Source organism: Janthinobacterium kochi (assembly GCF_051380715.1).
Taxonomy (GTDB): Bacteria; Pseudomonadota; Gammaproteobacteria; order Burkholderiales; family Burkholderiaceae_D; genus Janthinobacterium.
The window spans coordinates 307060-330468 of record NZ_JBNYXO010000006.1 but is presented as its reverse complement, the minus strand read 5'-3'; the positions used below and the strand labels follow the sequence as shown (position 1 = coordinate 330468).

Annotated in this window: 19 protein-coding genes and 1 riboswitch; of the genes, 6 read left to right on the top strand and 13 right to left on the bottom strand. The window is 61.5% G+C overall.

Annotation, left to right across the window (positions count from 1 at the left end):
• Positions 1 to 81 precede the first annotated feature (81 nt).
• The 3 genes from ACQ4WL_RS16250 to hppD all read right to left on the bottom strand — a co-directional run bounded on the left by ACQ4WL_RS16250 (position 82) and on the right by hppD (position 6748).
• Positions 82 to 1605 (bottom strand): S41 family peptidase, encoded by a 1524-nt coding sequence (locus ACQ4WL_RS16250; RefSeq protein ID WP_436510670.1) that lies wholly within the window; start codon positions 1603 to 1605, stop codon positions 82 to 84.
• 123 nt (positions 1606 to 1728) lie between these two features.
• The gene (locus tag ACQ4WL_RS16245) at positions 1729 to 5325 is read right to left on the bottom strand and encodes an indolepyruvate ferredoxin oxidoreductase family protein (RefSeq protein WP_436510669.1); all 3597 of its coding nucleotides are present in this window, start codon (positions 5323 to 5325) and stop codon (positions 1729 to 1731) included.
• A 295-nt stretch (positions 5326 to 5620) separates the two neighbouring features.
• Entirely contained in the window at positions 5621 to 6748 is a 1128-nt protein-coding gene (gene hppD / locus ACQ4WL_RS16240; protein ID WP_436510668.1) for a 4-hydroxyphenylpyruvate dioxygenase, read from the bottom strand.
• A 125-nt stretch (positions 6749 to 6873) separates the two neighbouring features.
• Between hppD and ACQ4WL_RS16235 the strand changes: the two genes are divergently transcribed.
• Positions 6874 to 7398, top strand: coding sequence for an Lrp/AsnC family transcriptional regulator (locus tag ACQ4WL_RS16235; RefSeq protein ID WP_070220829.1), 525 nt, complete (start codon positions 6874 to 6876; stop codon positions 7396 to 7398).
• On the opposite strand, the gene ACQ4WL_RS16230 is transcribed toward ACQ4WL_RS16235, so the two are convergent.
• The 4 genes from ACQ4WL_RS16230 to ACQ4WL_RS16215 form a co-directional block, all read right to left on the bottom strand.
• A complete protein-coding gene (locus ACQ4WL_RS16230; RefSeq protein WP_116742988.1) occupies positions 7390 to 8103 on the bottom strand; it encodes a GNAT family N-acetyltransferase in 714 nt (237 codons plus the stop codon). The genes ACQ4WL_RS16235 and ACQ4WL_RS16230 overlap by 9 nt on opposite strands.
• An 86-nt stretch (positions 8104 to 8189) precedes the next feature.
• Positions 8190 to 9287 carry a tRNA nucleotidyltransferase/poly(A) polymerase-related protein gene (locus ACQ4WL_RS16225; protein WP_436510667.1) on the bottom strand — a complete coding sequence of 366 codons (1098 nt, stop codon included), beginning with the start codon at positions 9285 to 9287 and terminating at the stop codon, positions 8190 to 8192.
• A gap of 10 nt (positions 9288 to 9297) precedes the next feature.
• The gene (locus ACQ4WL_RS16220) at positions 9298 to 10014 is read right to left on the bottom strand and encodes a glutathione S-transferase family protein (RefSeq protein WP_436510666.1); all 717 of its coding nucleotides are present in this window, start codon (positions 10012 to 10014) and stop codon (positions 9298 to 9300) included.
• Between the two features lie 22 nt (positions 10015 to 10036).
• Positions 10037 to 11983 (bottom strand): lytic transglycosylase domain-containing protein, encoded by a 1947-nt coding sequence (locus ACQ4WL_RS16215; protein WP_436510665.1) that lies wholly within the window; start codon positions 11981 to 11983, stop codon positions 10037 to 10039.
• Between the two features lie 65 nt (positions 11984 to 12048).
• Between ACQ4WL_RS16215 and ACQ4WL_RS16210 the strand changes: the two genes are divergently transcribed.
• Complete coding sequence (locus tag ACQ4WL_RS16210; RefSeq protein WP_495542730.1) at positions 12049 to 12660, top strand: 5-formyltetrahydrofolate cyclo-ligase; 612 nt, start codon at positions 12049 to 12051, stop codon at positions 12658 to 12660.
• A gap of 10 nt (positions 12661 to 12670) precedes the next feature.
• Here ACQ4WL_RS16210 and metF read toward each other — a convergent pair whose 3' ends face one another.
• The 5 genes from metF to metK all read right to left on the bottom strand — a co-directional run bounded on the left by metF (position 12671) and on the right by metK (position 17439).
• Positions 12671 to 13501 carry a methylenetetrahydrofolate reductase [NAD(P)H] gene (gene metF, locus ACQ4WL_RS16205; protein WP_436510663.1) on the bottom strand — a complete coding sequence of 277 codons (831 nt, stop codon included), beginning with the start codon at positions 13499 to 13501 and terminating at the stop codon, positions 12671 to 12673.
• Positions 13488 to 13844, bottom strand: a complete 357-nt coding sequence (locus tag ACQ4WL_RS16200) for a phage holin family protein (RefSeq protein WP_436510662.1) — start codon at positions 13842 to 13844, stop codon at positions 13488 to 13490. The genes metF and ACQ4WL_RS16200 overlap by 14 nt, the downstream gene beginning before the upstream one ends.
• A gap of 197 nt (positions 13845 to 14041) precedes the next feature.
• Positions 14042 to 15466, bottom strand: a complete 1425-nt coding sequence (gene ahcY, locus ACQ4WL_RS16195; RefSeq protein ID WP_436510661.1) for an adenosylhomocysteinase — start codon at positions 15464 to 15466, stop codon at positions 14042 to 14044.
• Between the two features lie 24 nt (positions 15467 to 15490).
• A riboswitch (S-adenosyl-L-homocysteine riboswitch) is annotated at positions 15491 to 15558 on the bottom strand.
• Positions 15559 to 15616: 58 nt separating this feature from the next.
• The gene (locus ACQ4WL_RS16190; protein ID WP_436510660.1) at positions 15617 to 16129 is read right to left on the bottom strand and encodes a hypothetical protein; all 513 of its coding nucleotides are present in this window, start codon (positions 16127 to 16129) and stop codon (positions 15617 to 15619) included.
• A gap of 143 nt (positions 16130 to 16272) precedes the next feature.
• Positions 16273 to 17439, bottom strand: a complete 1167-nt coding sequence (gene metK, locus ACQ4WL_RS16185; RefSeq protein ID WP_071079821.1) for a methionine adenosyltransferase — start codon at positions 17437 to 17439, stop codon at positions 16273 to 16275.
• A gap of 188 nt (positions 17440 to 17627) precedes the next feature.
• On the opposite strand from metK, the gene ACQ4WL_RS16180 reads away from it, so the two are divergent.
• The 3 genes from ACQ4WL_RS16180 to dapF are packed head-to-tail and all read left to right on the top strand — an operon-like array spanning position 17628 to position 20244.
• The gene (locus ACQ4WL_RS16180) at positions 17628 to 18497 is read left to right on the top strand and encodes a lysophospholipid acyltransferase family protein (RefSeq protein WP_436510659.1); all 870 of its coding nucleotides are present in this window, start codon (positions 17628 to 17630) and stop codon (positions 18495 to 18497) included.
• Positions 18494 to 19369, top strand: coding sequence for an LpxL/LpxP family acyltransferase (locus tag ACQ4WL_RS16175; protein ID WP_436510658.1), 876 nt, complete (start codon positions 18494 to 18496; stop codon positions 19367 to 19369). Before ACQ4WL_RS16180 ends, ACQ4WL_RS16175 begins: the two co-directional genes overlap by 4 nt.
• 11 nt (positions 19370 to 19380) lie before the next feature.
• Positions 19381 to 20244, top strand: coding sequence for a diaminopimelate epimerase (dapF, locus tag ACQ4WL_RS16170; protein WP_436510657.1), 864 nt, complete (start codon positions 19381 to 19383; stop codon positions 20242 to 20244).
• Between the two features lie 23 nt (positions 20245 to 20267).
• On the opposite strand, the gene ACQ4WL_RS16165 is transcribed toward dapF, so the two are convergent.
• A complete protein-coding gene (locus tag ACQ4WL_RS16165) occupies positions 20268 to 21770 on the bottom strand; it encodes a tetratricopeptide repeat protein (RefSeq protein WP_436510656.1) in 1503 nt (500 codons plus the stop codon).
• Positions 21771 to 22185: 415 nt separating this feature from the next.
• Here ACQ4WL_RS16165 and ACQ4WL_RS16160 point away from each other — a divergent pair, with 415 nt between their 5' ends.
• Positions 22186 to 23262, top strand: a complete 1077-nt coding sequence (locus ACQ4WL_RS16160; RefSeq protein WP_436510655.1) for a porin — start codon at positions 22186 to 22188, stop codon at positions 23260 to 23262.
• The last annotated feature ends 147 nt before the right edge of the window (positions 23263 to 23409 follow it).

Sequence of the window (23409 nt, the reverse complement as noted above, 5' to 3'; positions counted from 1 at the left end):
ATATCAAAATTGTTATATAGAAAGATTCTTGAGCAGGAAAATGCCAGCCGCCCAAGCTAGTTCATGGCAGAAACATGCGCCTTAGCGATACATGACGGCAATTTCCTTGTAAGACGGCCGCAACAGGCGCGTGGCCGTGTCGGCCGGACTCTGCACCGAACTCAACAGCCTGATGGCGCCCGTGGCCGGCGTGCAGCTGCCGCTGCTGCGATAGCGCAGCGCCGCCGCCAGCATGCCTTCGGCCGCGTCGCCCAGCTGGTGCTGGTAATCGTCCGCCACGTCGCAAGTCGGCGCCATGCCATCGGCAAAGTCGCCAAAGCCCTTGGCGTTGACGCCCTGGAACTGCACGGCAAAATACGTGGTGCCGCAATTCGGCGTGGGATAGAAACCGTAGGGCTTGCCGCACGTCGTGCCGCCGATCAGGTTGACCTGCACGTCCACGCCGCGCAAGCCGTTGATGATGGCTTCGCTGGCCGAGCAGGTATTGCCCGTTGTCAGCAAGGTCACGCGCTTGAGGCCCAGCGAGGGCAGCGGCGTGCCCTTGGGCAGCGGGTTGGGCGCGGGAAAGCCCTGGCTTTGCGCATGGAAGGGCACGGGCGCTTCCGGCCGCGTCTTGTCATTGACCAGCACCTGCTCGAAGGTCTTGCCGGTGGTGACTTGCGGACCGGCAATCATGTAAGCGAGCTCGCTGGCGACATCGAGGTAGCCGCCGCCGTTGTAGCGCACGTCGAGCACCAGGTCGCTGATGCCGGCCGCCTGGAAGCGGCGCATGGTTTCGGCCAGCTGGCGTTCGGCCACGTTGTTATGCGTATTGAAGGTCAGGTAGCCCACCTTGCCCGTGGGCGTGTCGATGATGCGCTCGTTTTGCACGGCACTCGTATTGACCTCGACCGCCTGCAGGGTGGCGCTCAGCACCGTTCCGCCACGGCCAAATCCCAGCGTGTGCGTGCCTTGCGCCTCCGGGAACAGGGCAGCATTGATGGTCTGCACGCTGGCCGTGTCGGGGGCATTGACGAAATCGACGCCGTCGACGGTTTGCAGCACGTCGCCGCGCCGCAAGCCCGCCAGGTCGGCCGGCGAGCCTGGCTCGACGATCGAGATCACGGCCGTGCGCGGCGGCGTGGTACGCGTCAGCGCCAGCAACATGCCGTAGCCCAGCTCCACGCCATTGAGCGAGGCTTCCCATTCGGCCGTCGTATACGTGAAATGGAAGCGGTCCTTGGGCTTGCCGGACGCCGTCGTGGCCGTGGTTTTCAGCACGTCGAAATACGCGATGGGCGTAGCAAAGCTCTGCGGCTGGTAGGTGGTCGGCACTTCGCGGTACCACAGATAGGTTTCATCGATCCAGCTGCGCACCCACGTCAGTTCATCGAGCAAGGTGCCCGGCTTGTCGATGCCGCTGCCGCTGCGCGGCGCCGCGCAGCGGTTCGCGACCGTGGAAGAAGCCACCAGCGCGGTGGGACCCGTCGGCGTCACGGGCGGCACGATGGCCGCACTGCCGCTGCTGCCGCCACCGCCGCCGCAGGCGCTCAACAGCAATGCAAAGGAAAGGACAACAGGACGAGCAAGGGGCACTGCCAGGGCGGAAAAACGCAGGGAACGCATGACAAACTTTCCATAAAGAAATTATCGAAAAATTATAAGGCGTTTTACAAACAAACGTTGTTTTCTTTGACACAAAAAAATGGCGCCCGCAGGCGCCATTGCTACAACATGAAGTTCACACCATCACGCCACGCTGGCCGCCACGGGTGCTGCCACGATGGGCGGCAGCGGCGCCGGCGCATTGAAGGCGATCAACAAGCTGGCTTCCTTCTCTTTCGCCGCCTTCAAATGACGCTCCTTCACGTGGCCATAGCCGCGGATGTCTTCGGGAATGCTGGCAATGGCCACGGCTTGCGCCAGCTTGGCCGTCGTCAGCTTGGGCAGCAAGCCGCCCACCGTCGCGCGGTATTCAAGAATCAGCGCGCGCTCCATCTTGCGCTCGGCCGTATGGCCAAACACGTCAAAGGCCGTGCCACGCAAGCCCTTGAACTTGGCCAGCACGCCGAAGGCCTTCAGCATCCACGGGCCATATTCCTTCTTGATCAGATGGCCCTGGGCATCCGTCTTCGCCATGATCGGTGGCGCCAGGTGGAATTTGAGCTTGATGTCGCCTTCGAACATGGCGGCAATCTTCGCCTGGAAGGCGCCGTCCGTGTACAGGCGCGCCACTTCGTACTCGTCCTTGTAAGCCATCAACTTGTAGAAGTAGCGGGCCACCGCTTCCGTCAGGCGCAAGTGCGGGCCATTCAGGGCGCTTTCGGCGGCGCGCACCTGTTTGATGAAGTCCAGGTATTGCTGCGCATACGCGCGGTCCTGGTAGGCAGTCAGCAGGGCCACGCGTTTTTCGATGATGTCGTCGAGCGTGTCGATGCGCTTGAATTCCACCACTTTCGCTGGCGTCGTCATGCGCACCAGGCTGGCCGTATCGTGGGCGCCCGCGCGGCCCCAGTTGAAGGCGGCCTTGTTGAACGCCACCGAGACGTTGTTCAAGTCGATGGCTTTCATGATGGACGCTTCGGTGAGCGGCACTTTGCCCTTTTGCCAGGCGTAGCCGAGCATGAACATATTCGTCGCGATAGAGTCGCCCATCAGCGCCGTCGCGATCTGGCCCGCGTCGATGAAGTCGACGTGGTCGCTGCCGCAGGCCTTTTCAATTTCCATGCGTGCGGAAGCGCCGGGGAATTGCCAGTCCGGGTTCTTCACGAAGGCGGCCGTCGACGAACTGGTCGAGTTGATCATGGCCCAGCTGCGTCCTTCTCCCATGCGCGACAAAGCATCGCGGCTGGCCGTGACGATCAGGTCGCAGCCGATGACGAGATCGGCCGCACCGGTGCCGACGCGGGTCGAATGGATATCTTCCTGGCGGTCCGCCAGGCGCACGTGCGACATCACGGGGCCGCCCTTTTGCGCCAGGCCGCTCATGTCCAGCACGGAACAGCCCTTGCCTTCCACGTGCGCTGCCATGGCCAGGATCTGGCCGACGGTGACCACGCCCGTGCCGCCGATGCCGGTCACTAAAATGCCGAACGGTTCCGCCGTCGAGGGAATGGTGGGTGTCGGCAAGGCCGGCGCGGCGGGCGCATCCTTGTCGGCAGCAGCTGCCTTCTTCGGCTTTTTCAAGCCGCCGCCTTCCACCGTCACGAAGCTGGGGCAGAAACCCGTCGTACACGAGAAATCCTTGTTGCAGGACGACTGGTTGATCTGGCGCTTGCGCCCCAAGTCCGTTTCCAGCGGTTCCACCGACAGGCAGTTCGATTGCACGGAACAGTCGCCGCAACCTTCGCAGACGGCTTCGTTGATGACGGCGCGCTTGGCCGGGTCCGGATACTCATTGCGTTTCCGGCGGCGGCGTTTTTCCGAGGCACAGGTCTGGTCGTAGATCATGGCCGACACGCCGGGCATGTCGCGCAGTTCGCGCTGCACGTCCATCAGTTCCGAACGGTGGCGCACGGTGACGCCTTCCGCCCAGGCGTAATCGTCCGGGTATTTTTCCGGTTCGTCGGTGACGACGATGATGGGACCGACGCCTTCGGCGGCGATCTGGCGCGAGATGATGGCCGGCGATAGAGGGCCGTCGAATTCCTGGCCGCCCGTCATGGCCACCGCATCGTTGAACAGAATTTTATAAGTGATGTTCACCTTGGCCGAGACGGCGGCGCGGATGGCCAGGATGCCCGAGTGGAAATACGTGCCGTCACCGAGGTTGGTAAACACGTGCTTTTCATTCGTGAACGGCGCCTGCCCCACCCAGGTGACGCCTTCGGCGCCCATGTGGGTAAACGTCGACGTCTCGCGATCCATCCACAGCACCATGTAATGGCAGCCGATGCCGGCCAGCGCGCGCGAGCCTTCCGGTACCTTGGTCGAGGTATTGTGCGGGCAGCCGGAGCAAAAGAATGGCGTGCGGTCCTTTTGCGGATCGGGTTTCACGCTGATGGCCTTGAGGACGTTTTCTTTCGCTTCCAGGTAGGCGATGCGCTCCTTCACGCGCTGCTCGACGGGATGGCCCGCGTAGTAGCGCGAAATGCGGCTGGCAATCGCGCGGGCGATCATGGCCGGGTTCAGTTCATACGTGGCCGGCAGCAGCCAGTCGCCATGACCGGTGCCCTTCTGGTTGCTCCATTCGCCCGTGTCGTCGAACTTGCCGACCACGCGCGGACGCTCGCCATCCTTCAGGTTATACAGTTCTTCCTTCAGCGCGTATTCAAGGATCTGGCGCTTTTCTTCCACCACCAGGATTTCATCGAGGCCCTTGGCAAATTCATGCACGCCATCCGCTTCCAGCGGCCAGGTCATGCCAATCTTGTAAAGGCGGATGCCGATGTCGGACGCAGTCTGCTCATCGATGCCCAGGTCGGCCAGCGCCTGGCGCGTGTCCAGGTAGGATTTGCCAGCCGTGATGATGCCGATGCGCGCCTTCGGGCTGTCCCAGATGATTTTATTGAGCTTGTTGGCACGCGCATACGCCAGCGCCGCATACCATTTGTAGCTGTTCATGCGAACTTCTTGTTCCAGCACCGTATCGGGCCAGCGGATGTTCAAGCCACCGGCCGGCATCTCGAAGTCGGTGGGTAGCACGATCTGCACGCGGTCCGGGTCGAAGTCGACGGCGGCGCCCGACTCGATGATGTCGGTCACGCATTTCATCGACACCCATAGCCCCGTATAGCGGCTCATGGCCCAGGCGTGCAAGCCGTAGTCGATGTATTCCTGTACCGATGACGGGTACAGTACGGGAATGCCACAGGCGTTCAGGATATGGTCGGACTGGTGCGCCGTGGACGAGGATTTGGCCGCATGGTCGTCGCCGGCCAGTACCAGCACGCCGCCATGCTTGGCGGAACCGGCGTTATTCGCGTGTTTAAAAACGTCGCCGCAGCGGTCCACGCCGGGGCCCTTGCCATACCACATGCCAAATACGCCGTCGTATTTCGCGTCTTCGAACAGATTCGTTTGCTGCGTGCCCCAGACAGCCGTAGCGGCAAGGTCTTCGTTCAGGCCCGGGTGGAATTTGACGTGGTGTTCATCGAGGTATTTCTTGGCCTTGATCGCCGTCATGTCGACGGACGTCACAGGCGAACCGCGGTAACCGGTGATGTAGCCGGCCGTATTCAGGCCAGCCTTGAGATCGCGCTCGCGCTGCAGCATGGGCAGGCGGATCAGCGCTTGCGTGCCCGTCATGAAGGCGCGGCCACGCTCCAGCGTGTATTTGTCGTTCAGGGAAATTTCAGACGCGTGCGCGCCCGGCTCAAGACTCGAGCCCTTGATTGGTGCATTCATTACTTGTCTCCATTATTCTCGGTGCTACGCGTGCAAAGTCGGTTGAACTCACACGTACCGGCCGCGCTTTGTGAGCATGCCGGTGCGGAAAAATGACTTGTTTGTCGTAGACTACCACAGGAATGCGCGCGGTTCTTTTGCTGCACTGCACTCCCGTGTTTGTACTTTTTGCTGCTTTTTAGTGCTTTTTTTTGCGGGCATGTCGGGTTACGCCATTCTGGCTAACCCGACCTACTGGCCCCAGCTGTAGGTCGGATTAGCGCAGCGTAATCCGACATCCCGGGCATGAGTCGGCTTACGCCGCGCTCGTATCTTTCAGCACGCCGCGCTTGATCTGGTCCAGCTCGATCGATTCGAACAGGGCGCGGAAATTACCTTCGCCAAAGCCCTGGTCGCCCTTGCGCTGGATGATCTCGAAGAAGATCGGGCCGATCACCGTCTGCGTGAAAATTTGCAGCAACAGTTCGCGTTCCGTTTCCGTGCTGTGGCCATCGATCAGGATGCGCAGACGGCGCAGTTCTTCCAGCTGCTCGCCGTGGTTCGGCAGGCGGCGGTTGACCAGCTCGTAATACGTCTCGATGGTGTCCTGGAAGTCGATGCCAGTGTCGCGCATGCCTTGCACGGAAGCGTAGATATTGTCCGTGCCCAGCGCGATGTGCTGGATGCCTTCGCCATGGTACTGGTCCAGGTATTCGGCGATCTGCGACTTGTCGTCCGACGATTCGTTGATCGGGATGCGAATCTTGCCGCAGGGCGAAGTCATGGCCTTCGACTTGAGGCCCGTCAGCTTGCCTTCGATGTCGAAATAGCGCACTTCGCGGAAGTTGAACAGGCTTTCATAGAACGTCGCCCATTCCTTCATGCGGCCACGGTGCACATTGTGCGTCAGGTGGTCGATATAGGTCAGGCCATGGCCGACCGGGTTGGCAACGGCGCCGGGAATGGCGACGAAGTCGACGTCATAGATGCTGATGTCGCCGATACCGCCCGGTGCAGCGGCGCCTTCCTTGTCGGCGCCCTTGCCACGCCAGCGGTCGACGAAGTACAGCAGCGAATCGCCCACGCCCTTGATGGCGGGGATATTCAGCTCCATCGGACCTGTTTTGTTATCGAAACCCCAGGCGCCCAGTTCCAGCGCGCGGCGGTACACAAAGGCTGCGTCGTCGACACGGATGGCGATGGCGCACACGGACGGGCCGTGATGGCGAGCAAAACGCTGAGCGAACGAATCTTGTTCGGCATTGATGATGAAATTGATGTCGCCCTGGCGATACAGGGTCACATCCTTGTGGCGGTGGCGCGCGATGGCCGTGAAGCCCATGTTCTCGAACAGCTTGCCCAATGCTTTTGGGTCTGGTGCTGCATACTCGACGAACTCGAAACCATCGGTACCCATCGGGTTATCCCAAGGCTGAAATTGCATGATGTCTCCTCCAAGAAGTAGCGCACAGTATAGGCGTGGCTCACGGGCATTAAATGCCAAAGATCTCCCGAACAATCATGATTTGCGCAATAATATTGCGTGAAACGAGAACCACCGGAGGGAGCATGAGCAAAATTACGCTGGATAAAACAGACCGCAAGATCCTTGCCGTCCTGCAGGCCGATGGCCGCCTGTCGAATCAGGACGTGGCCGAACAGGTCAGCCTGTCGCCGTCGCCATGCTTGCGCCGCGTCAAACGGCTGGAAGAAGCGGGCGTCATCCGCCAGTACGTAGCCCTGCTGGACCCGGAAAAGATCGGTCTGGGCTTGCTCGCCTATGTGAATGTGCGCCTGGAAAAGCACAGTGACGCCACCGCGCACAGCACGGCGCGCGTGCTGGCGCCCAACCTGGTGACGAATACCTCGCCGCGCGCCGACTTCGCCGTGGCCGTGGCGCATTGGCCGGAAGTGGTGGCCTGCTATGCGATGACGGGCGAAATGGATTATCTATTACGCGTGCATGTGGAAGACATGGAGCACTTTTCGCGCTTCATGATGGCGACCCTGTTGCGCCACCCGGCCGTGCTGGACGTGAAATCGAGCTTTGCCTTGCAGCGCATCAAGGATACGACGGCCCTGCCCTTACTGTGACGGCGGTGACGGTGGCTCGGGCTTCTTCTTGCGCCCCGGCAAGCGATCCCACAGTTTGAATGCGGCGCGCGCGTTCGCCTTGAGCGTGTAGTCGAACATGGCAAACTGCTCCTGTACGGCTTCCTGCAGCATGCTGCTCGGGTTCGGCGGCAATAGTTTCAAATAAGCATCAGCTTCGCCATAGTCGCGCTGGATTTCCATGCCCGCTTTCTTGGCGATATGCATCATCGTCTTGTTCGACGACAAACAATGCATGTACAGGGTATCGACATCGTTGTTGCGGCAGTGTATCGCCGCCCGCTCGAACAGTTTCGAACCGACGCCCATGCCGCGCATGGATTTCGACACGGACACGCCAAACTCGGCCACCTGCTCCTTGTCTGTCACGACACTTTTCGCCGGCGACTTGTCTTTCGGCGCGAACGCCAGATGGCCCACGCCCACCAGCTTGAACAGGCTGTTGTAGACGCCATAAATCATGTCGCGCGAGAAATCCATCTTCTGCACGTACTGGGCGACGAGTTCATCGGGCAAGGTGCTGCCGAAACGCAGCAGGCGGTCGCTTTTCTCCAGCGACAGGAAATGCTTCATCATGCGGCGCCGGTCGCGCTCATGCAACTGCTTGACCAGTACGCTCGGACGCCCGCCGCCGCTACGACTGAGCCAGCGGCGAAACGGATTTTGAAACAGCTTGGGTAAGGTCACGACGACTCCTGGGGCGGTGCTGCGGCCCGTCAGGCCGATATTGTGCAGTGCAACATTGTGGCGCCATTGTAGCCTATTCCCGCCATTCAAGCCTGGGCCAGGAATGCCTGCACGGCCGCCACCCGCGCCGCATGGATGACTTCGGGGATGCGTTTCGGCTCCGTGCAGCCTTGCGCCAGCGCGCCCGCGTTGACGGCGCGCGCCGCGTCCAGTCCGCCCTGCAGCCGCGCCGCTTGCGGGAAATCGCCCGCGACCAGCCCATCGCACGCCACCGCTTGCAGCAGTTGCGCAAAGCGCTGCGGCTTGCGCAAGCCGTCGCAGCGTTCGCACAAGGCGACGATGGCTTCGGCGCTCAGCGTCAAGGCGCCATTGATATGCTCCAGCTCGCGCGCCGCCATGACGGCCAGCTCGCGGCACTCGTTGGGCACGCGCAGGCGCTCGCTCAATTGCTCGATGGCATCCTTGCTCATATGTAGCGTCAGGGTGGCGAAGCGCACCGGCAAGTCAAGGCCCTGCGCGGCGGCATGGTCGATGACCTGCAGCAAACGTTCGCTCAGCTGAATTTCCCCCATGATGCGCACCAGCGCGCCGCATTCCTGCAGCACCGTCAGCATGCGCGATGGGCGCGCTTCCATCAATCCTTTCGCCACTTCCTGCCACACGCGCTCGGCCACCAGGGCATCGACTTCGCCGTCGGCCACCATCTTGCGCATCAGTTCCATGGTGGCCGGTGCCACCGTAAAAGTGTCGAAGCGGGCGGCAAAGCGGGCCAGGCGCAAGATGCGCACGGGGTCTTCGCCAAACGCGTCGGAGACGTGGCGGAAGATTTTATGCTGGATATCCTGAATACCGCCGAACGGGTCGGTCAGGCTGCCGTCTTCCGCTTGCGCGATGGCGTTGATGGTGAGGTCGCGCCGCACCAGGTCGTCTTCCAGCGTGACGTCGGGCGCCGTATGGAAGACAAAGCCCCGGTAGCCGGGCGCCGTCTTGCGTTCCGTGCGGGCCAAGGCGTATTCCTCCTGCGTCTTCGGGTGCAGGAAGACGGGGAAATCCTTGCCGACGGGGCGAAAACCCTGGCGCAGCATGTCTTCAGGCGTGGCGCCGACGACAACGTGGTCGTGGTCTTTGACGGGCAAGCCTAGCAGTTGGTCGCGCACCGCACCACCGACCGTGTAAATCTTCATAGAACTTCTCTTAATCAGGTAATTCCGCGTCGTGCTTAGGCGCCACTTCCGTTTCCGCCAGCGCTTCCGTGATCCAGCGGGCCACGGCCGGGTGCGCCTGCACGCGCTCGCAATACGCGTTCAGCGCCGGCGCCAGGCTCACGCCATACGTGCGAAAACGCATGACAACGGGAGCGAAATACGCATCGGCGATGGAAAAGTCGCCGAACAGGAACTGGTGGTGGCCAAAGCGCGATAAACACTCTTCCCAGATTTCGCTGATGCGGCCGATGTCCGCCTGCGCGGCGGCCGTGCGGCCCCGTCCCGGCAACTTGGCCTTGATATTCATCGACATGTCCGTGCGCAAGCCGGCGAAACCGGAATGCATTTCCGCGCAGACACAGCGCGCCATGGCGCGCGCGGCCACGTCCTGCGGCCACATGTGTTTATCGGGAAACTGCTCGGCCAGGTATTCGCAGATGGCCAGGCTATCCCAGATCGTGATCTCGCCCGCCAGCAGCACGGGGACCCGGCCGCAGGCCGAATACTCGGCGATTTTGGTGGCCGTGTCACTCTGGTCGAGCAGCACGCGCACTTCCTGGAACGGGATGCCGAACGCCGTCATGGCGACCCACGGGCGCATCGACCAGGACGAATAATTCTTGTTGCCAATGATGAGGGTCAGGCCCGGCTCGCGCGCGGCGGCCAGGGTTTGCGTCAGGCTGGGATCAAGGATGGTCGTTTGCATAATCAGCTATTCCAGGGAAGGTTCAAGGCAAGTCGGCCGCGATGGCGCTGTTTTTCGGTCCCACGGTACCCAGGCGCGCTTTCAGCGACTGCGGTCGCTTATCGAACAGGGCCGCATAATACGTGGCGTTGGCCATCACGTTTTTCACATACCCGCGCGTTTCCGTGTACGGAATGATCTCGGCGAAGACGGCGCCTTCCAGCGGACGCGTCATGGTGGCGCGCCAGATGCGCAAGCGCCCCGGTCCCGCGTTGTAGGCGGCGCTGGCCAGCACTTGCGAACCGTCGAGACCGCCCAGCACCATGTTCAGGTAATTCGTGCCCAGCAAGACGTTGGTGCGCACATCGCTCAAAGTTTCCGTGACGAAATCGGTGAGGCCGATCTTCTTGGCGACGTAGCGGGCCGTCGATGGCATGACCTGCATCAGGCCCGAAGCGCCCACATGCGACTGTGCATCCATGATGAAGCGCGATTCCTGGCGGATCAAGCCATACACCCAGGCTTTGTCGAGGCCCAGGGTTTGCGTGGCCGGATGCATGACGTCGTCGTGCGGCGTCGGGTAACGCTGTGTGTAATCGACTTCCAGGCGCGTGCGGTCCGAGGTGTTGACCATGCGGTCGAGCACATTGTTCTGGCGCGCAAATTCCGCAGCCGCCAGATGCTGGCGATCCGTCATCGAACGCAATTCCCAGTTCCACTCACGCGTGCCTTCGAAGCGCAAGCGCATGTTGAAAAATTTCAAGGCACGCTGCAAGCCCGGATTGGCGGCCATGGCGGCGATTTCCGCGGGGCTGACGGGCTGGCCCGGCGGCGGCAAGACCAGATGGTTGCCCAGCTCTTCATTGGCCAGCAAGCCATAGAAATTCGATTGTTCGCTAATCGTGCGATACAGGGTGTCGGCTTGCGCATTCGGGCGGCCCGGCGTTTCCGCCTGCTGCGCGCGCGCCAGCCAGTAGACCCAGGTGGGGTCCGTGCGCAGGGAGGCCGGCATGGCCTGGATGGAGGCCTTGACCATGGGCCAGTTGCCTTCGCGCAAGGCAATGCGCGTTTTCCACTGCATCTGCTCCTGGGTCAATGGCGCGCCATTGGATTTTTGCCAATAGTCAAACGCTTCCGGCGCCAGCGAATACGATGCCTGCAAGGCCAGGCTGGCCCAGCCGATGGCTTGCTCCTGCGGCGTCAGTTGCGCACTCGCCTTTTGCAGCGCCACCACGCCCAGCTTCAAGGTGCTTTTCGCCATGCGGCCCACGGCCACCAGGTACATTTCATGGTCGGCACGACTGGCGCCCGCGCTCTTGGCCAGCATCAGCGCCGGCAAGTCGATCGCTTGCGCCATCTTCGCGTCGGACGCGCCCAGCAGCAGCGCGATGCGACGCGCCGGGCCCGTGGCATTCGTCTGGCCCGCCAGGCGGATCTGCGCCCACAGGTCGTTCGTATCGAACTGGCCATTTTGCGCCAGGACGGCGATCAGGCTGCCGCACGCTTCGCCATAGCCAGGCGGCGACAGCAGCAGGTTGCGCGCCTCGGACGCCACGTTCTGGCCTTTGGCGGCGCGCGACATCAGTGCGTAGCACTTGAGCTGGGTGTCGTCATCGAGCGCGAATTGTGGATATTGCTCGTCAAACACGACCCAGTCGCGCTTGCGGCCCAGCTCCAGCAGCCAGTCGTTGCGGAAACGGTCGGCGATGGCGCTGCCCTTGTAGCGGTTCAGGTAATCGCGAAATTGCGCTTCGCTCAGCTGCTTGATGCGCGGTTTCAGCCGATAATAGTCAACATACGATGGAATCTGGTAGTTCGTCAGGCGCCCCGCATAAAAGTCGGCTTTTTCGGCGTCATCCTTGCGCGCGGCATCGCGCAGCAGCAGGAAGGCATCGTCCTCGCTGCGCGTGTCGGGGGCGGCAGGCGTTGCGCTGGCCGATACCTGGGCCAGGGCGGCCAGGGGAGACAAGGCCGATGCAACACACAGCATCGTGCCGGCAATCCATTTCAGTGGGGAAATCAATGTACGACTCTCAATCTTAACTTGATGGTGATATGAATAGCGACCCTAGAATAACATGCGATCCGGCTACACGGCCACCCATTGCGCCACAGGACAAAGCCGGCTTGCGCAAGGCCCTGCTGGCGGCCCGCCGCGCCCTGCCCGACGCCACGCGCGCAGGGTGGGATGCGGCCATCGCGCAGCGCCTGCTGGACTGGTGCGCGCAAGAAAACGTCAAGGAACTGGGCGTGTACTGGCCCCTGCATGGCGAGCCGGACTTGCACGGCGCGTATGCGCAGCTGGCCGCGCGCGGCGTGCAATTAAGCTTGCCGGTAGTGCTGGAAAAGCATGCGCCGCTGGCATTTTCCGACTGGAGGCCAGGCGAAGCGATGGTGAAAGATGGCATGGGCGTGGCCGTGCCGGCCCAGTTGCGCCTGCGCCCGGCACCAGCCACCCTGCTGGTGCCCTGCCTGGGATTCAATGGGGAACGGTATCGTCTCGGCTATGGCGGCGGCTACTACGACCGTACCCTGGCGGCTACGCCGCGTCCGCGCACCCTGGGCATCGCCTATGCCTGCCTGGCGGCCAGCTTTCCCAACGGCACATATGACATCGCCCTCGATCACATCATGACCGAGGGCGATCTTTACTGTCAGGCGCGATAAGCCCGAGCGATTACTTGACCAGCCGCTGCCACAGTGCGGTAGTGGGCGCCGCCTGATTCATGCTATAGAAATGCAAGCCTGGCGCACCGCCTTCCAGCAAGCGTTCGCACAAGCCCGTCACCACGTCCAGGCCAAAGGCCTTGATGGACACGCTGTCGTCGCCGAAGCTGGCCAGTTTCAGACGCACCCAGCGAGGAATTTCCGCACCGCACATGTCCGAAAAGCGCATCAGCTGCGTGTAGTTCGTGATCGGCATGATGCCGGCCACGATAGGTACGTTGATGCCCATCTTCTGCGTCTGCTCGACAAACTGGAAATACGCGTCGGCATTGTAGAAGTACTGGGTGATGGCCGCATCGGCGCCGGCTTGCACCTTGCGCGCAAACGCCTGCAGGTCGTCCTGCGGCGACCGGGCTTGCGGGTGCATTTCCGGATAGGCGGCCACTTCGATATGGAAATGGTCGCCCGTCTCGGCGCGGATGAATTCCACCAGCTCGTTGGCATAGCGAAACTCGCCCGAGGCGCCGTAGCCGCTCGGCAAGTCGCCGCGCAAGGCCACGATACGGCTCACGCCGGCCGCCTTGAAGTCGGCCAGCACGGCGCGGATCGATGCGCGCGAGCCGCCGACGCAAGACAGGTGCGGTGCGGCCTGTTCGCCGGCCGCCAGGATCTCGCGCACGGTATCGAGCGTACCCTGCTGCGTGGTGCCACCGGCGCCGAACGTCACCGAGAAATACTTCGGATTCAATTCAGACAACTTGACACGCGTGGCGCGCAGCTTTTCCGCCCCTTCCGGGGTTTTCGGCGGGAAAAACTCAATACTGAAATTATGCTTTTCCATCGTCATTACTCAAAAGTAAGGTCGACAGGGCCCAGGAAATGATGCTGTACACAATGGCACCACCCACGGCAGACCAGAAACTGGCGACATGGAAACCATCGATCACCTGCGCCACCAGCCAGAACAGGAAGCCGTTGATGATCAAAATGAACAGGCCCAGCGACAAAAACGTCACGGGCAGGGTCAGCAGGATCAGCAAGGGGCGGATCAGCGCATTGACCAGTCCCAGCACGGCAGCGGCCAGCAGCGCGGTCCAGCCGCTGCTCATCGTCACCGAGTGCATCAGGTATGGGACGGCAAACAGGGCTGCCGCATTGATAAACCAAATCAGTAGCAAGCGCATTTCTCTAGCCTGTCAAAAATGATAATAGACCGGCGACCGCCGGACTTTTCAGATTACACAAGTGTGCCTTGTTGCCTCGCGAACCGTAGCGAGCGGATGCGCGGTGTGGCCGAGAAGCGCAGCTGTACTTTATGTACAGCGAGCATCGCCGGCCGCGCCCCGCGCCGCGCAGTAGGTTCCCGAGGCAAGCAGCCAAATTAATAGCGGTAGTGCTCTGGTTTGTATGGACCTTCCGTGCGCACGCCGATGTAGTCGGCTTGCTCTTGCGTCAGTTCCGTCAGCTGCGCATTCAACTTTTTGAGTTGCAAGCGGGCGACTTTTTCATCCAGGTGTTTCGGCAGGGTGTACACGCCGACAGGGTAGTTGGCCGTGTTCGCGTACAGCTCGATCTGGGCGATCGTCTGGTTGGCAAACGACGAGCTCATCACGTACGACGGGTGGCCCGTACCGCAGCCGAGGTTGACCAGGCGGCCTTCGGCCAGCAGGATGATGCGGCGGCCCGACGGGAAGATGATGTGGTCGACTTGCGGCTTGATGTTTTCCCACTCGTATTGCTTCAACGAAGCAACGTCGATTTCATTGTCAAAGTGACCAATGTTGCAGACGATGGCCTGGTCTTTCATGCGCGTCAGGTGATCGTGCGTGAGGATGTGATAGTTGCCGGTGCAGGTAACGAAGATGTCGCCATGTTCGCAGGCGTAATCCATGGTCACCACGCGGTAGCCTTCCATCGCCGCCTGCAGTGCGCAGATCGGATCGACTTCCGTCACCCATACTTGCGCCGACAGGGCGCGCATGGCTTGTGCCGAACCTTTACCGACATCACCGTAACCGGCGATGACGGCCACTTTGCCGGCGATCATCACGTCGGTGGCGCGCTTGATGCCATCGACCAGCGACTCGCGGCAACCGTACAGGTTGTCGAATTTCGACTTCGTGACGGAATCGTTGACGTTGATCGCAGGGAAAGCCAGCTTGCCATCCTTGTGCATTTGATACAAACGGTGCACGCCGGTGGTGGTTTCTTCCGTCACGCCGAGGATTTCCGGCAGACGCTTCGAGTACCAGGTCGGGTCGACCAGCAAGTGTTGCTTGATCGAGTTGAACATGCAGATTTCTTCTTCCGAACCCGGGTTGGCCAGCACCGACAGATCGGTTTCAGCGCGCACGCCCAGATGCAGCAGCAAGGTAGCATCGCCGCCATCGTCGAGGATCATGTTCGAGTAGACAGCCTTGCCGTCCGCGTTCGGCCATTCGAAGATGCGGTGCGTGTATTCCCAGTAATCGTCCAGCGACTCGCCCTTGATGGCGAACACAGGCGTGCCGGCGGCAGCGATGGCGGCGGCAGCGTGATCTTGCGTGGAGTAAATGTTGCACGATGCCCAACGCACTTGCGCACCCAGTGCTTCCAGGGTCTGGATCAGCACGGCGGTCTGGATGGTCATGTGGATGGAACCGGTGATGCGCGCACCTTTCAGGGGCTGCGCTGCCGCGAATTCCTCGCGGATGGCCATCAGGCCAGGCATTTCCGTTTCAGCAATCTTGATTTCTTTGTCGCCCCATGCGGCCAGAGTGATATCGGCGATGGTGTAGTCGTGTTGCGATTTGAGTACGGCGTTCATCACGCCCTCCTTTCAGTTGAAAAAGGTACGTGAGCGCAGTTGCAGGATATTCCGAGCCTGGCGAATTTCTTCGTCGCAACGCTCCTCGGACGTTGCATCATAACATTGGCCATGCGCCGGCGGCAACCATTAGTCAAGCGGGCCGGCGCCCTACGGTTTGCGCGGCCAGTTCTTGCCCTGGATGAGACAAGTGGCGCGCGCGTCAGCGTCCAGGCGCTGCGCCACTGCATCGGCCAGGTCGCGCAGGATGGGCAGCATGTCTTTATCGGCCTTGCTGCCGTCGGTGGGGTAATTCGCGGCGCGCATGGCCCATTTGCAGGTGATCACGGGATCGGGCTTGATATTCGAGCGCCAGGCATCGGGATCCGTGGCGAGAAAACCACTGTCCGCATAAATGGTGAGCACATGCAAGGCCTGGCGTACCGACATTTGCCCCATCAACTCGGTGAGTTCGGGCCTGATCTGCACCGGCGTTGCCAGCGAGCCATCGGGGAAAACAAATTTGCCGGCCGCCGCCAGAGTCAGCACGGCATGCCCGTCGCCCCCTTCTGCCTTGTCCAGCCATTGCCCCACCGTCAGCGTGGCTGGCGCCGCCACGGCAAAGGACAGGCCGAATGTAGCCAGCAGAACAACAAGCAGCGAGCGTGGGCGCAACAAGATCATGGAATTCCCTAATTGGTTTATTTGCAATGAATTGTAGCGACTCCCCATGGCAGCGCCGTTCGCTACGCGCCGTCGCGGGCGCGCCCATAAAAAAAGCGCCCGCGGCCTGCTGGCCGGAGCGCTTTTCTTGCAAGCGGACTAGCTTATTTCAGGCCGGCAGCGTCGCGCAGCAGGGCGACCTTGTCGGTGCGCTCCCACGTGAATTCCGGCTCTTCGCGGCCGAAGTGGCCGTAGGCGGCGCTCTTCTGGTAGATCGGGCGCAGCAGGTCGAGCATTTGCACGATGCCTTTTGGACGCAGGTCGAAGTGCGCCAGCACCAGCTTGGCAATTTCCGCGTCAGGAATCACGCCCGTGCCTTCCGTGTAAACGGTGATGTTGATCGGTTTGGCCACGCCGATGGCGTAGCTGACCTGCACCTGGCATTGGCGCGCCAGGCCGGCGGCAACGATGTTTTTCGCCACGTAACGGGCCGCGTAGGCTGCGGAACGGTCGACTTTCGATGGATCCTTGCCCGAGAATGCGCCGCCGCCGTGCGGGGCTGCGCCACCGTAGGTGTCGACGATGATCTTGCGCCCGGTCAAGCCGCAATCGCCTTGCGGACCGCCGATGACGAAACGGCCTGTCGGGTTGACGAGGAATTTGGTCTCCGTCAGCCATTCGCGCGGCAGGATGGGCTTGATGATTTCTTCGATGACGGCTTCTTCGATCTGCTTGTGCGAGATTTCCGGCGCATGCTGGGTCGACAGCACGACCGTGTGCACGCCAACCGGGCGGCCATCGACGTAGCGCAGGGTTACTTGCGATTTCGCGTCCGGACGCAGCCATGGCAGACGGCCATCCTTGCGCAGCTGCGACTGGCGCTCGACCAGGCGGTGCGCGTAGTGGATGGCGGCTGGCATCAGCTCAGCCGTTTCATCGCAGGCATAGCCGAACATCAGGCCCTGATCGCCAGCGCCTTGATCCAGGTCAATACCCGCACCTTCATCGACGCCTTGCGCGATGTCCGGCGACTGCTTGTCGTAGGCCACCAGCACGGCGCAACCCTTGTAGTCGATGCCGTATTCCGTATTGTCGTAGCCGATGCGTTTGATGGTTTCGCGCGCAACTTGAATATAATCCACATTGGCGTAAGTGGTAATCTCGCCAGCCAGCACCACCAGACCCGTGTTGCACAGGGTTTCGGCAGCCACGCGGGCGGTCGGATCCTGGGTCAGGATGGCGTCAAGGATGGCGTCGGAAATTTGATCGGCAACCTTGTCGGGATGGCCTTCCGAAACGGATTCGGAAGTGAAGAGATAGTCGTTTGACATTGCAAGCTCCTGATTACTATGTGAATGTTCTGTCGCAGTAAAGAGGATGTTGCCTGCGACGCTTTAGCGATATTTATATTCCGCTTCGCAAGTTGTCTATTAACTCAGCGGTTACTGCATACGTGGTATTTTACGCTTCTTAAAAAATTTTGGCACAGCAACACGCCATTCCTGGAAACAGCTTATTCATGTTAGTCCCAATTTTCCGCTTCTTATCCCTCTTTCCCCTGCCCGTCCTGCATGGCCTGGGCGCTGCGCTCGGCTGGGTGATTTACGCCATTTCCCCGTCCTACCGGCGCCGCATGCGCGAGAACATGCAAGGTGCGGGGTTTACGCAACACTTGCACACGGCCGTGGCCGAAGCGGGCAAGAGCGTGCTGGAATTGCCCTTCATCTGGTGTGCGCCAGCCGAACGCGTGGCGCGCCACGCGACGGTGGAAAACTGGGAGCTGGTGGAAAAAGCGTTGCAGCACGGCCGCGGCATCGTCTTCCTGACACCACACCTGGGCTGCTTTGAAATCGTCGCCCAGCAGATCGCCCTGCGCACGCCGCTCACCGTGATGTACCGCCCGCCCAAGCGCGCCGCCCTGAAACCGCTGATCGAAGGGGCGCGCGCACGCGAAAACCTGATGCTGGCGCCGGCCAACATGTCGGGCGTGCGCATCTTTGCCAAATGCCTGAAAAAAGGCCAGCCCATCGGCCTGCTGCCGGACCAGGTGCCGCAAGAAGGCGAAGGCGTGTGGGCCGATTTCTTCGGCCGCCCCGCCTACACCATGACCCTGCCGGCCAAGCTGGCGCAGATGGGCGGCGCCGAAGTCATCATCACCTACGCCGAGCGCCTGCCGGGCGGGCGCGGCTATGTCGTGCATTTCGTGCCGTTTACCGAATCGCTGGACAGCACCTCGGCGCAGCAGGCGCGTACCATCAATGCGGCCATGGAACAATTGATCGCGCGCAGTCCCGCGCAATACCTGTGGAGCTACAATCGCTACAAGGTGCCGCGCGGCGCGCCGCCACCCACGCCAGCGGCGCCGGATGCTGCCAAGGAGCAGGCATGAGACTGCTGATCGCCTTCATGTGGCTGCTGCACTGGCTGCCCCTGCCCATCCTCGGCCGCTTCGGCGTGGCCGTCGGCAGCGTGCTGTTCATCGCCATGCCCACGCGGCGCAAGATTGCCCTGACAAATCTGCGCCTGTGCATGCCGGAATTGACGGAACAGCAACGCGTGGCCCTGGCGCGCCAGCATTTCCAGGCGTATTCGCGCAGCGTGTGGGAGCGCAGCATCCTGTGGTGGTCGTCGGAAGCGCGCCTGAACCGCCTGATCAAGAAGGTGCCCGCCTTCCCGGGCCAGCAGATCGCGGCCAAGCCCACCATCTTGCTGTGTCCGCACTTTGTCTGCCTCGATGTGGCCGGCGCCGCCACGGCCATGGAAATTTCCGCCTCGTCCATGTATGTGCAGCAAAAGAGCCCCGCCTTCGACCAGGCCTTGCGCAATGGCCGTTCGCGCTTCAAGCCGCCCAAGCTGTTTACGCGCCAGGACGGCATCAAGACGATTCTGCGCGCGCTGCGCGACGGCTTGCCGTATTTCATGCTGCCGGACATGGATTTCGGCGAAAAGGATGCGGAATTCGTGCCCTTCTTCGGCGTGCCCGCGGCCACTCTGACGGCCACGGCGCGTCTGGCGCTGGCCGCCAAGGCGCAAGTCATTCCCGTCATCGCCACCTTCCTGCCCAATTACCAGGGCTGGAAAGTGACCTATTACCCGGCCTGGGACGATTATCCAGGCGACGACATCACGGCCGCCACGCGCCGCATGAACGAATTCATCGAAGAGCGCGTGCGCGAAGCGCCGGCCGAGTATTTCTGGACCCATAAACGCTTCAAGACGCGTCCGCAAGGCGAAGCCTCGTTTTATAACCAGCACCAGTGATACGGCAGAACATGAAACTCCAATTTACCAAGATGCATGGCGCCGGCAATGACTTCATCGTCATCGATGCCATCAATCAAGATATCGACTTCACGCCAGCCCAGTGGCAGCGCCTGGCCGACCGCCGTTTCGGCATCGGCGCCGACCAGATCCTGGTGGTGGAAAAGCCGCGCCTGCCCGGCTGCGACTTCCGCTACCGCATCTATAACAACGATGGCGGCGAAGTCGAACAATGCGGCAACGGCGCGCGCGCCTTCGTCAAATTCGTCAGCGAAAAAGGCTTGTCAAGCAAGGACAGCATCCGCGTGGAAACCATGGCCGGCATCATCGCACCACGCCTGGAACTCGACGGCAGCATCACGGTCGACATGGGCGCGCCCGTGCTGGAGCCAAAGCTGGTGCCATTCGATGCAAACGGCCTGGACGGTGTAGCAGAAGGCAACGACACCTTGTGGCCGCTGGACCTGGCGCTGCCGGGCAACGATACAACCGTGCTGGTGTCCGTCGTCTCGATGGGCAATCCACATGCCGTGCAAGTGGTCGAAGATGTCGACGCGCAAGACCTGGAACAATCGGGCCCGCTGATCGAGCACCATCCGCGCTTTCCCCGCCGCGTCAACGCCGGCTACCTGCAGATCATCGACCGCCATCACGTGAAACTGCGCGTGTTTGAACGGGGCGCGGGCGAAACCCTCGCTTGCGGCACGGGCGCCTGCGCCGCTGCCGTGGCCGGCATCCTGCGCGGCCGGCTCGACTCGCCCGTGCGCATCAGCGCGCGCGGCGGAGAACTGTCGATCGCCTGGCAAGGCCCAGGCCATCCAGTGCTGATGACGGGCCCGGCCGTGACCGTATTCGAAGGCACGATCGAACTGTAGTCAAAGCGGCAAGCCGCCTCACATCATGCCACCAGGAACTGCTGTTCCTGCGCCACACCCAGCTCGGCCAGGTAGCACTTCAGGCGGTACAGGCGTTGCCGGTAATTGCCTTCCGGCCCCGTCACGCCGCAATCGACGCGTTCGAACAGGCGCACCACCTGATCGAGCAGCTGGCGCTCCTGCGCCGTGCGGATCAACACCAGGCGCCGCTTGCCGCGCCCATGCGTGGCGCTGATATCGATCAACAAACAATGCCCCTGGTCGGCGGCATGGAGATCGAGCAGCAGCGCTTCGGCACGCGACAGATGAAAGCGGCGCGCCAGCTCCAGCCGCGCCGCCAGCAGGGGGTGGCTCTGGCCCAATTGCCGCAAGTGCCCATCGGCCTCCAGGGCGGCGTACTGGCCCCAATCGCCGGGCTCACCGTATGGCGCGATCTTCGCCAGCGCCGCCTCCGCTTCAATGCTGCCTTGCGCCTGCGCCTGCAGCAACCAATAGGCGGCACGCACATCGTTGTTGACCCCATCGCGGCGATTGCGCCAGGCATGCATGCCGCACTCGAGCTGGGCCGGGCCATGCCCCAGGTCGGCGGCACGCTCCAGGCACGAATGGGCCTCGACCACATTACGCTGGGAAAATTCCGGTTTTGTGTAAATGCGCGACAGCACAAACCAGGCTTCGGCCAGGCCCTGCTCACCCGCCTGCGTCAGCCAGCGCACGGCACGCTTGAAATTGGCCGCGCCGTTGCGCGTGGCCAGCCGCTGGCCATGCGCATCCATGCGCGCATAGCCGAGTCCCAGCTCCAGCTGCGCCGTGCGGTCGCCGCCATGCGCGGCCAGCTCGCAACACTGCCAGCCCTCGGCATCACCGCCAGGCGCCAGTGCCTGGGCGCAACGCGACAGCAACAGCACCTGCTGCGCGTCGAGGGTGATGGCACGCGCACCGGACGCAGCCTGGCGCTGTAACAGCTGGCGCGCCAGCGGCAAGCCTTGCGACAGGAATCCGGCATGGTCGCCCTGGTTCCAGGCCTGCTCCAGTCCGGCCTGCAACGGCGTGTCGCCATTGAGCGCCTGTTCGCCAGCAAGGCTGGTATCAGGCACGGCGGCGGCAGACGATCCTTCTTGCATGGATAACAACCATTGCGCATCGGGCAAGCCGGCCCGCACGGCGGCGTCCAGCGCCACGCGCGCCTTGGCGCGCATGGTTTCACAACTGCTGGCGGCGTTGCCCAGCACCAGTTGCGCCAGCACCAGGCCCGCCTGCACCAGGCCCGCATCGAACGCCTGCGCGTAATACGGAATCAGCGTCTTGGCTGCCGGTTGCGCCACGGCGAAAGGCACGTGCGTACCGATCAGCAAGCATGCTTCCTGGCTATCTTCCTGGGCCGCCCGCGCCAGCCAGTGCAAGGCTGTCGGCAAACTCTGCGGCACACCCTGTCCGAACAGATACAGCCGCCCCAACGCCAGCTGGCAAGCCACATCGCCCGCACGTGCGCCCTTGATCAATCCTAATGTTTCGCGATTTGCCATCGATTCTCGATATTGAGTCAATGATTCTAATAATAGTGAGCTGTCTCCAGGCCCATCAATGCAGGCCGTCCCTTAGTGTAACGTCCTTGTGTCATAAATCCGCCAAAGCCGGCTGAAGAACTTGACTCAACGCAACAATCTCCTGGCCAACATACGCCAAGATGGCAAGGAGCCGCCACCGTGGCGATAGGAGAACGCTGGCTATCGGCGCAGGATCGGCAGAAACCGCGCGTTACAAAAATACAACAGGACCATGGATTTATGACGCTTTTCACCAATTTTTTCACGCATATTTGACCAATCCCGCACGTCTTGCGCGCCGACGAATTAAGGTTCATTCATCGAAACGCGGTAATTGGCGCATTTCAATCTGCTCGGATCTCGGACGGAACTCACTTTTAATAGGGAATAAGACATGAAAAAATCACTCGTTGCCCTCGCACTCTTCGGCGCCTTTGCCGCAACCGCACAAGCGCAGTCGTCCGTCCAAATCTACGGCACGATCGATGCTGGCCTGGGTAAAGCGACAGGTTCCACCACTGCCGTCACCAAACGCGACAACAACAAACTGGGTTTCAAGGGCACGGAAGATCTGGGCAATGGCTTGAAAGCTATTTTCCAACTGGAAATTCGCTATGAAACCGATACGGGTACGCTGGAAAGCAACTCCCGTCCGCTGTTCCAGGGTCAGAGCCGCGTCGGCCTGCAAGGCAACTTCGGTACCGTCCGCCTGGGCCGTGGCCTGACTGCCTTCCAGGAAGCGAGCACCGCGTTCGAACCATGGTCGGGCATGCCTACGCAAGCCGGTTTCCAGACCGACATCACGGTCGCCGGTTACACCAGCGATCCACTGAGTGCGGATGGCAACTCGCGTAACCGCTTCTCGAACGCCTTGTTCTATAATTCGCCAGTCATCAGCGGCTTCCAGTTCAACGCCACCGTGGCCGCCAAGGAAGCCAATTCCAATGCCGCCGTCCCAGCGCGTACGCCGGTCAACGCAGTCACATTTGCCTCGGGTAACTACGCCGTGGTAGGAAACATTGCGCCAGCGTCGAATCCGTACTCGATGTCGGCTACCTATACCAATGAACAGTTCGCCGCCATGGCCGCTTACGAGCGCAATGGCTTGCAAGCCAAGCTGTGGTCGGTTGCTGCATCGTTCAATCCGGTCAAGGAATTGAAACTGATGGCGTCGTACCAGCATCAGGATGATGGCAACTTCAAGATCATCAATACAGATACCAAGGCATGGCTGATTGGCGCCAACTACGACGTCGGCCCAGGCAAGATCCGCGCTGGCTATGGCCAGAAAACCCCGGATGGCGTCGTCAAGACCAAGCAGGCATCGCTGGGCTATGACTACAATTTGTCGAAACGCACCTACCTGTACGCGGATATTTCGAACAAGAAAGCAGCCGTTGCTAATAACATCAACTACACCGTTGCGAAAAGCGTCAACTACATCGGCATCGGCGTACACCACAACTTCTAATGCCCCGCCTGTCACCCTCCACGGGTGATTGCTGAGCTAGGAATACAAAGCGGCATGGGCAACCATGCCGCTTTTTTCATGTGCGCGCGGAAAATGCATCGGCGCCCTGCCCTTTGCGCCTATGCGGGCGCACTCTCGGTTAGAATG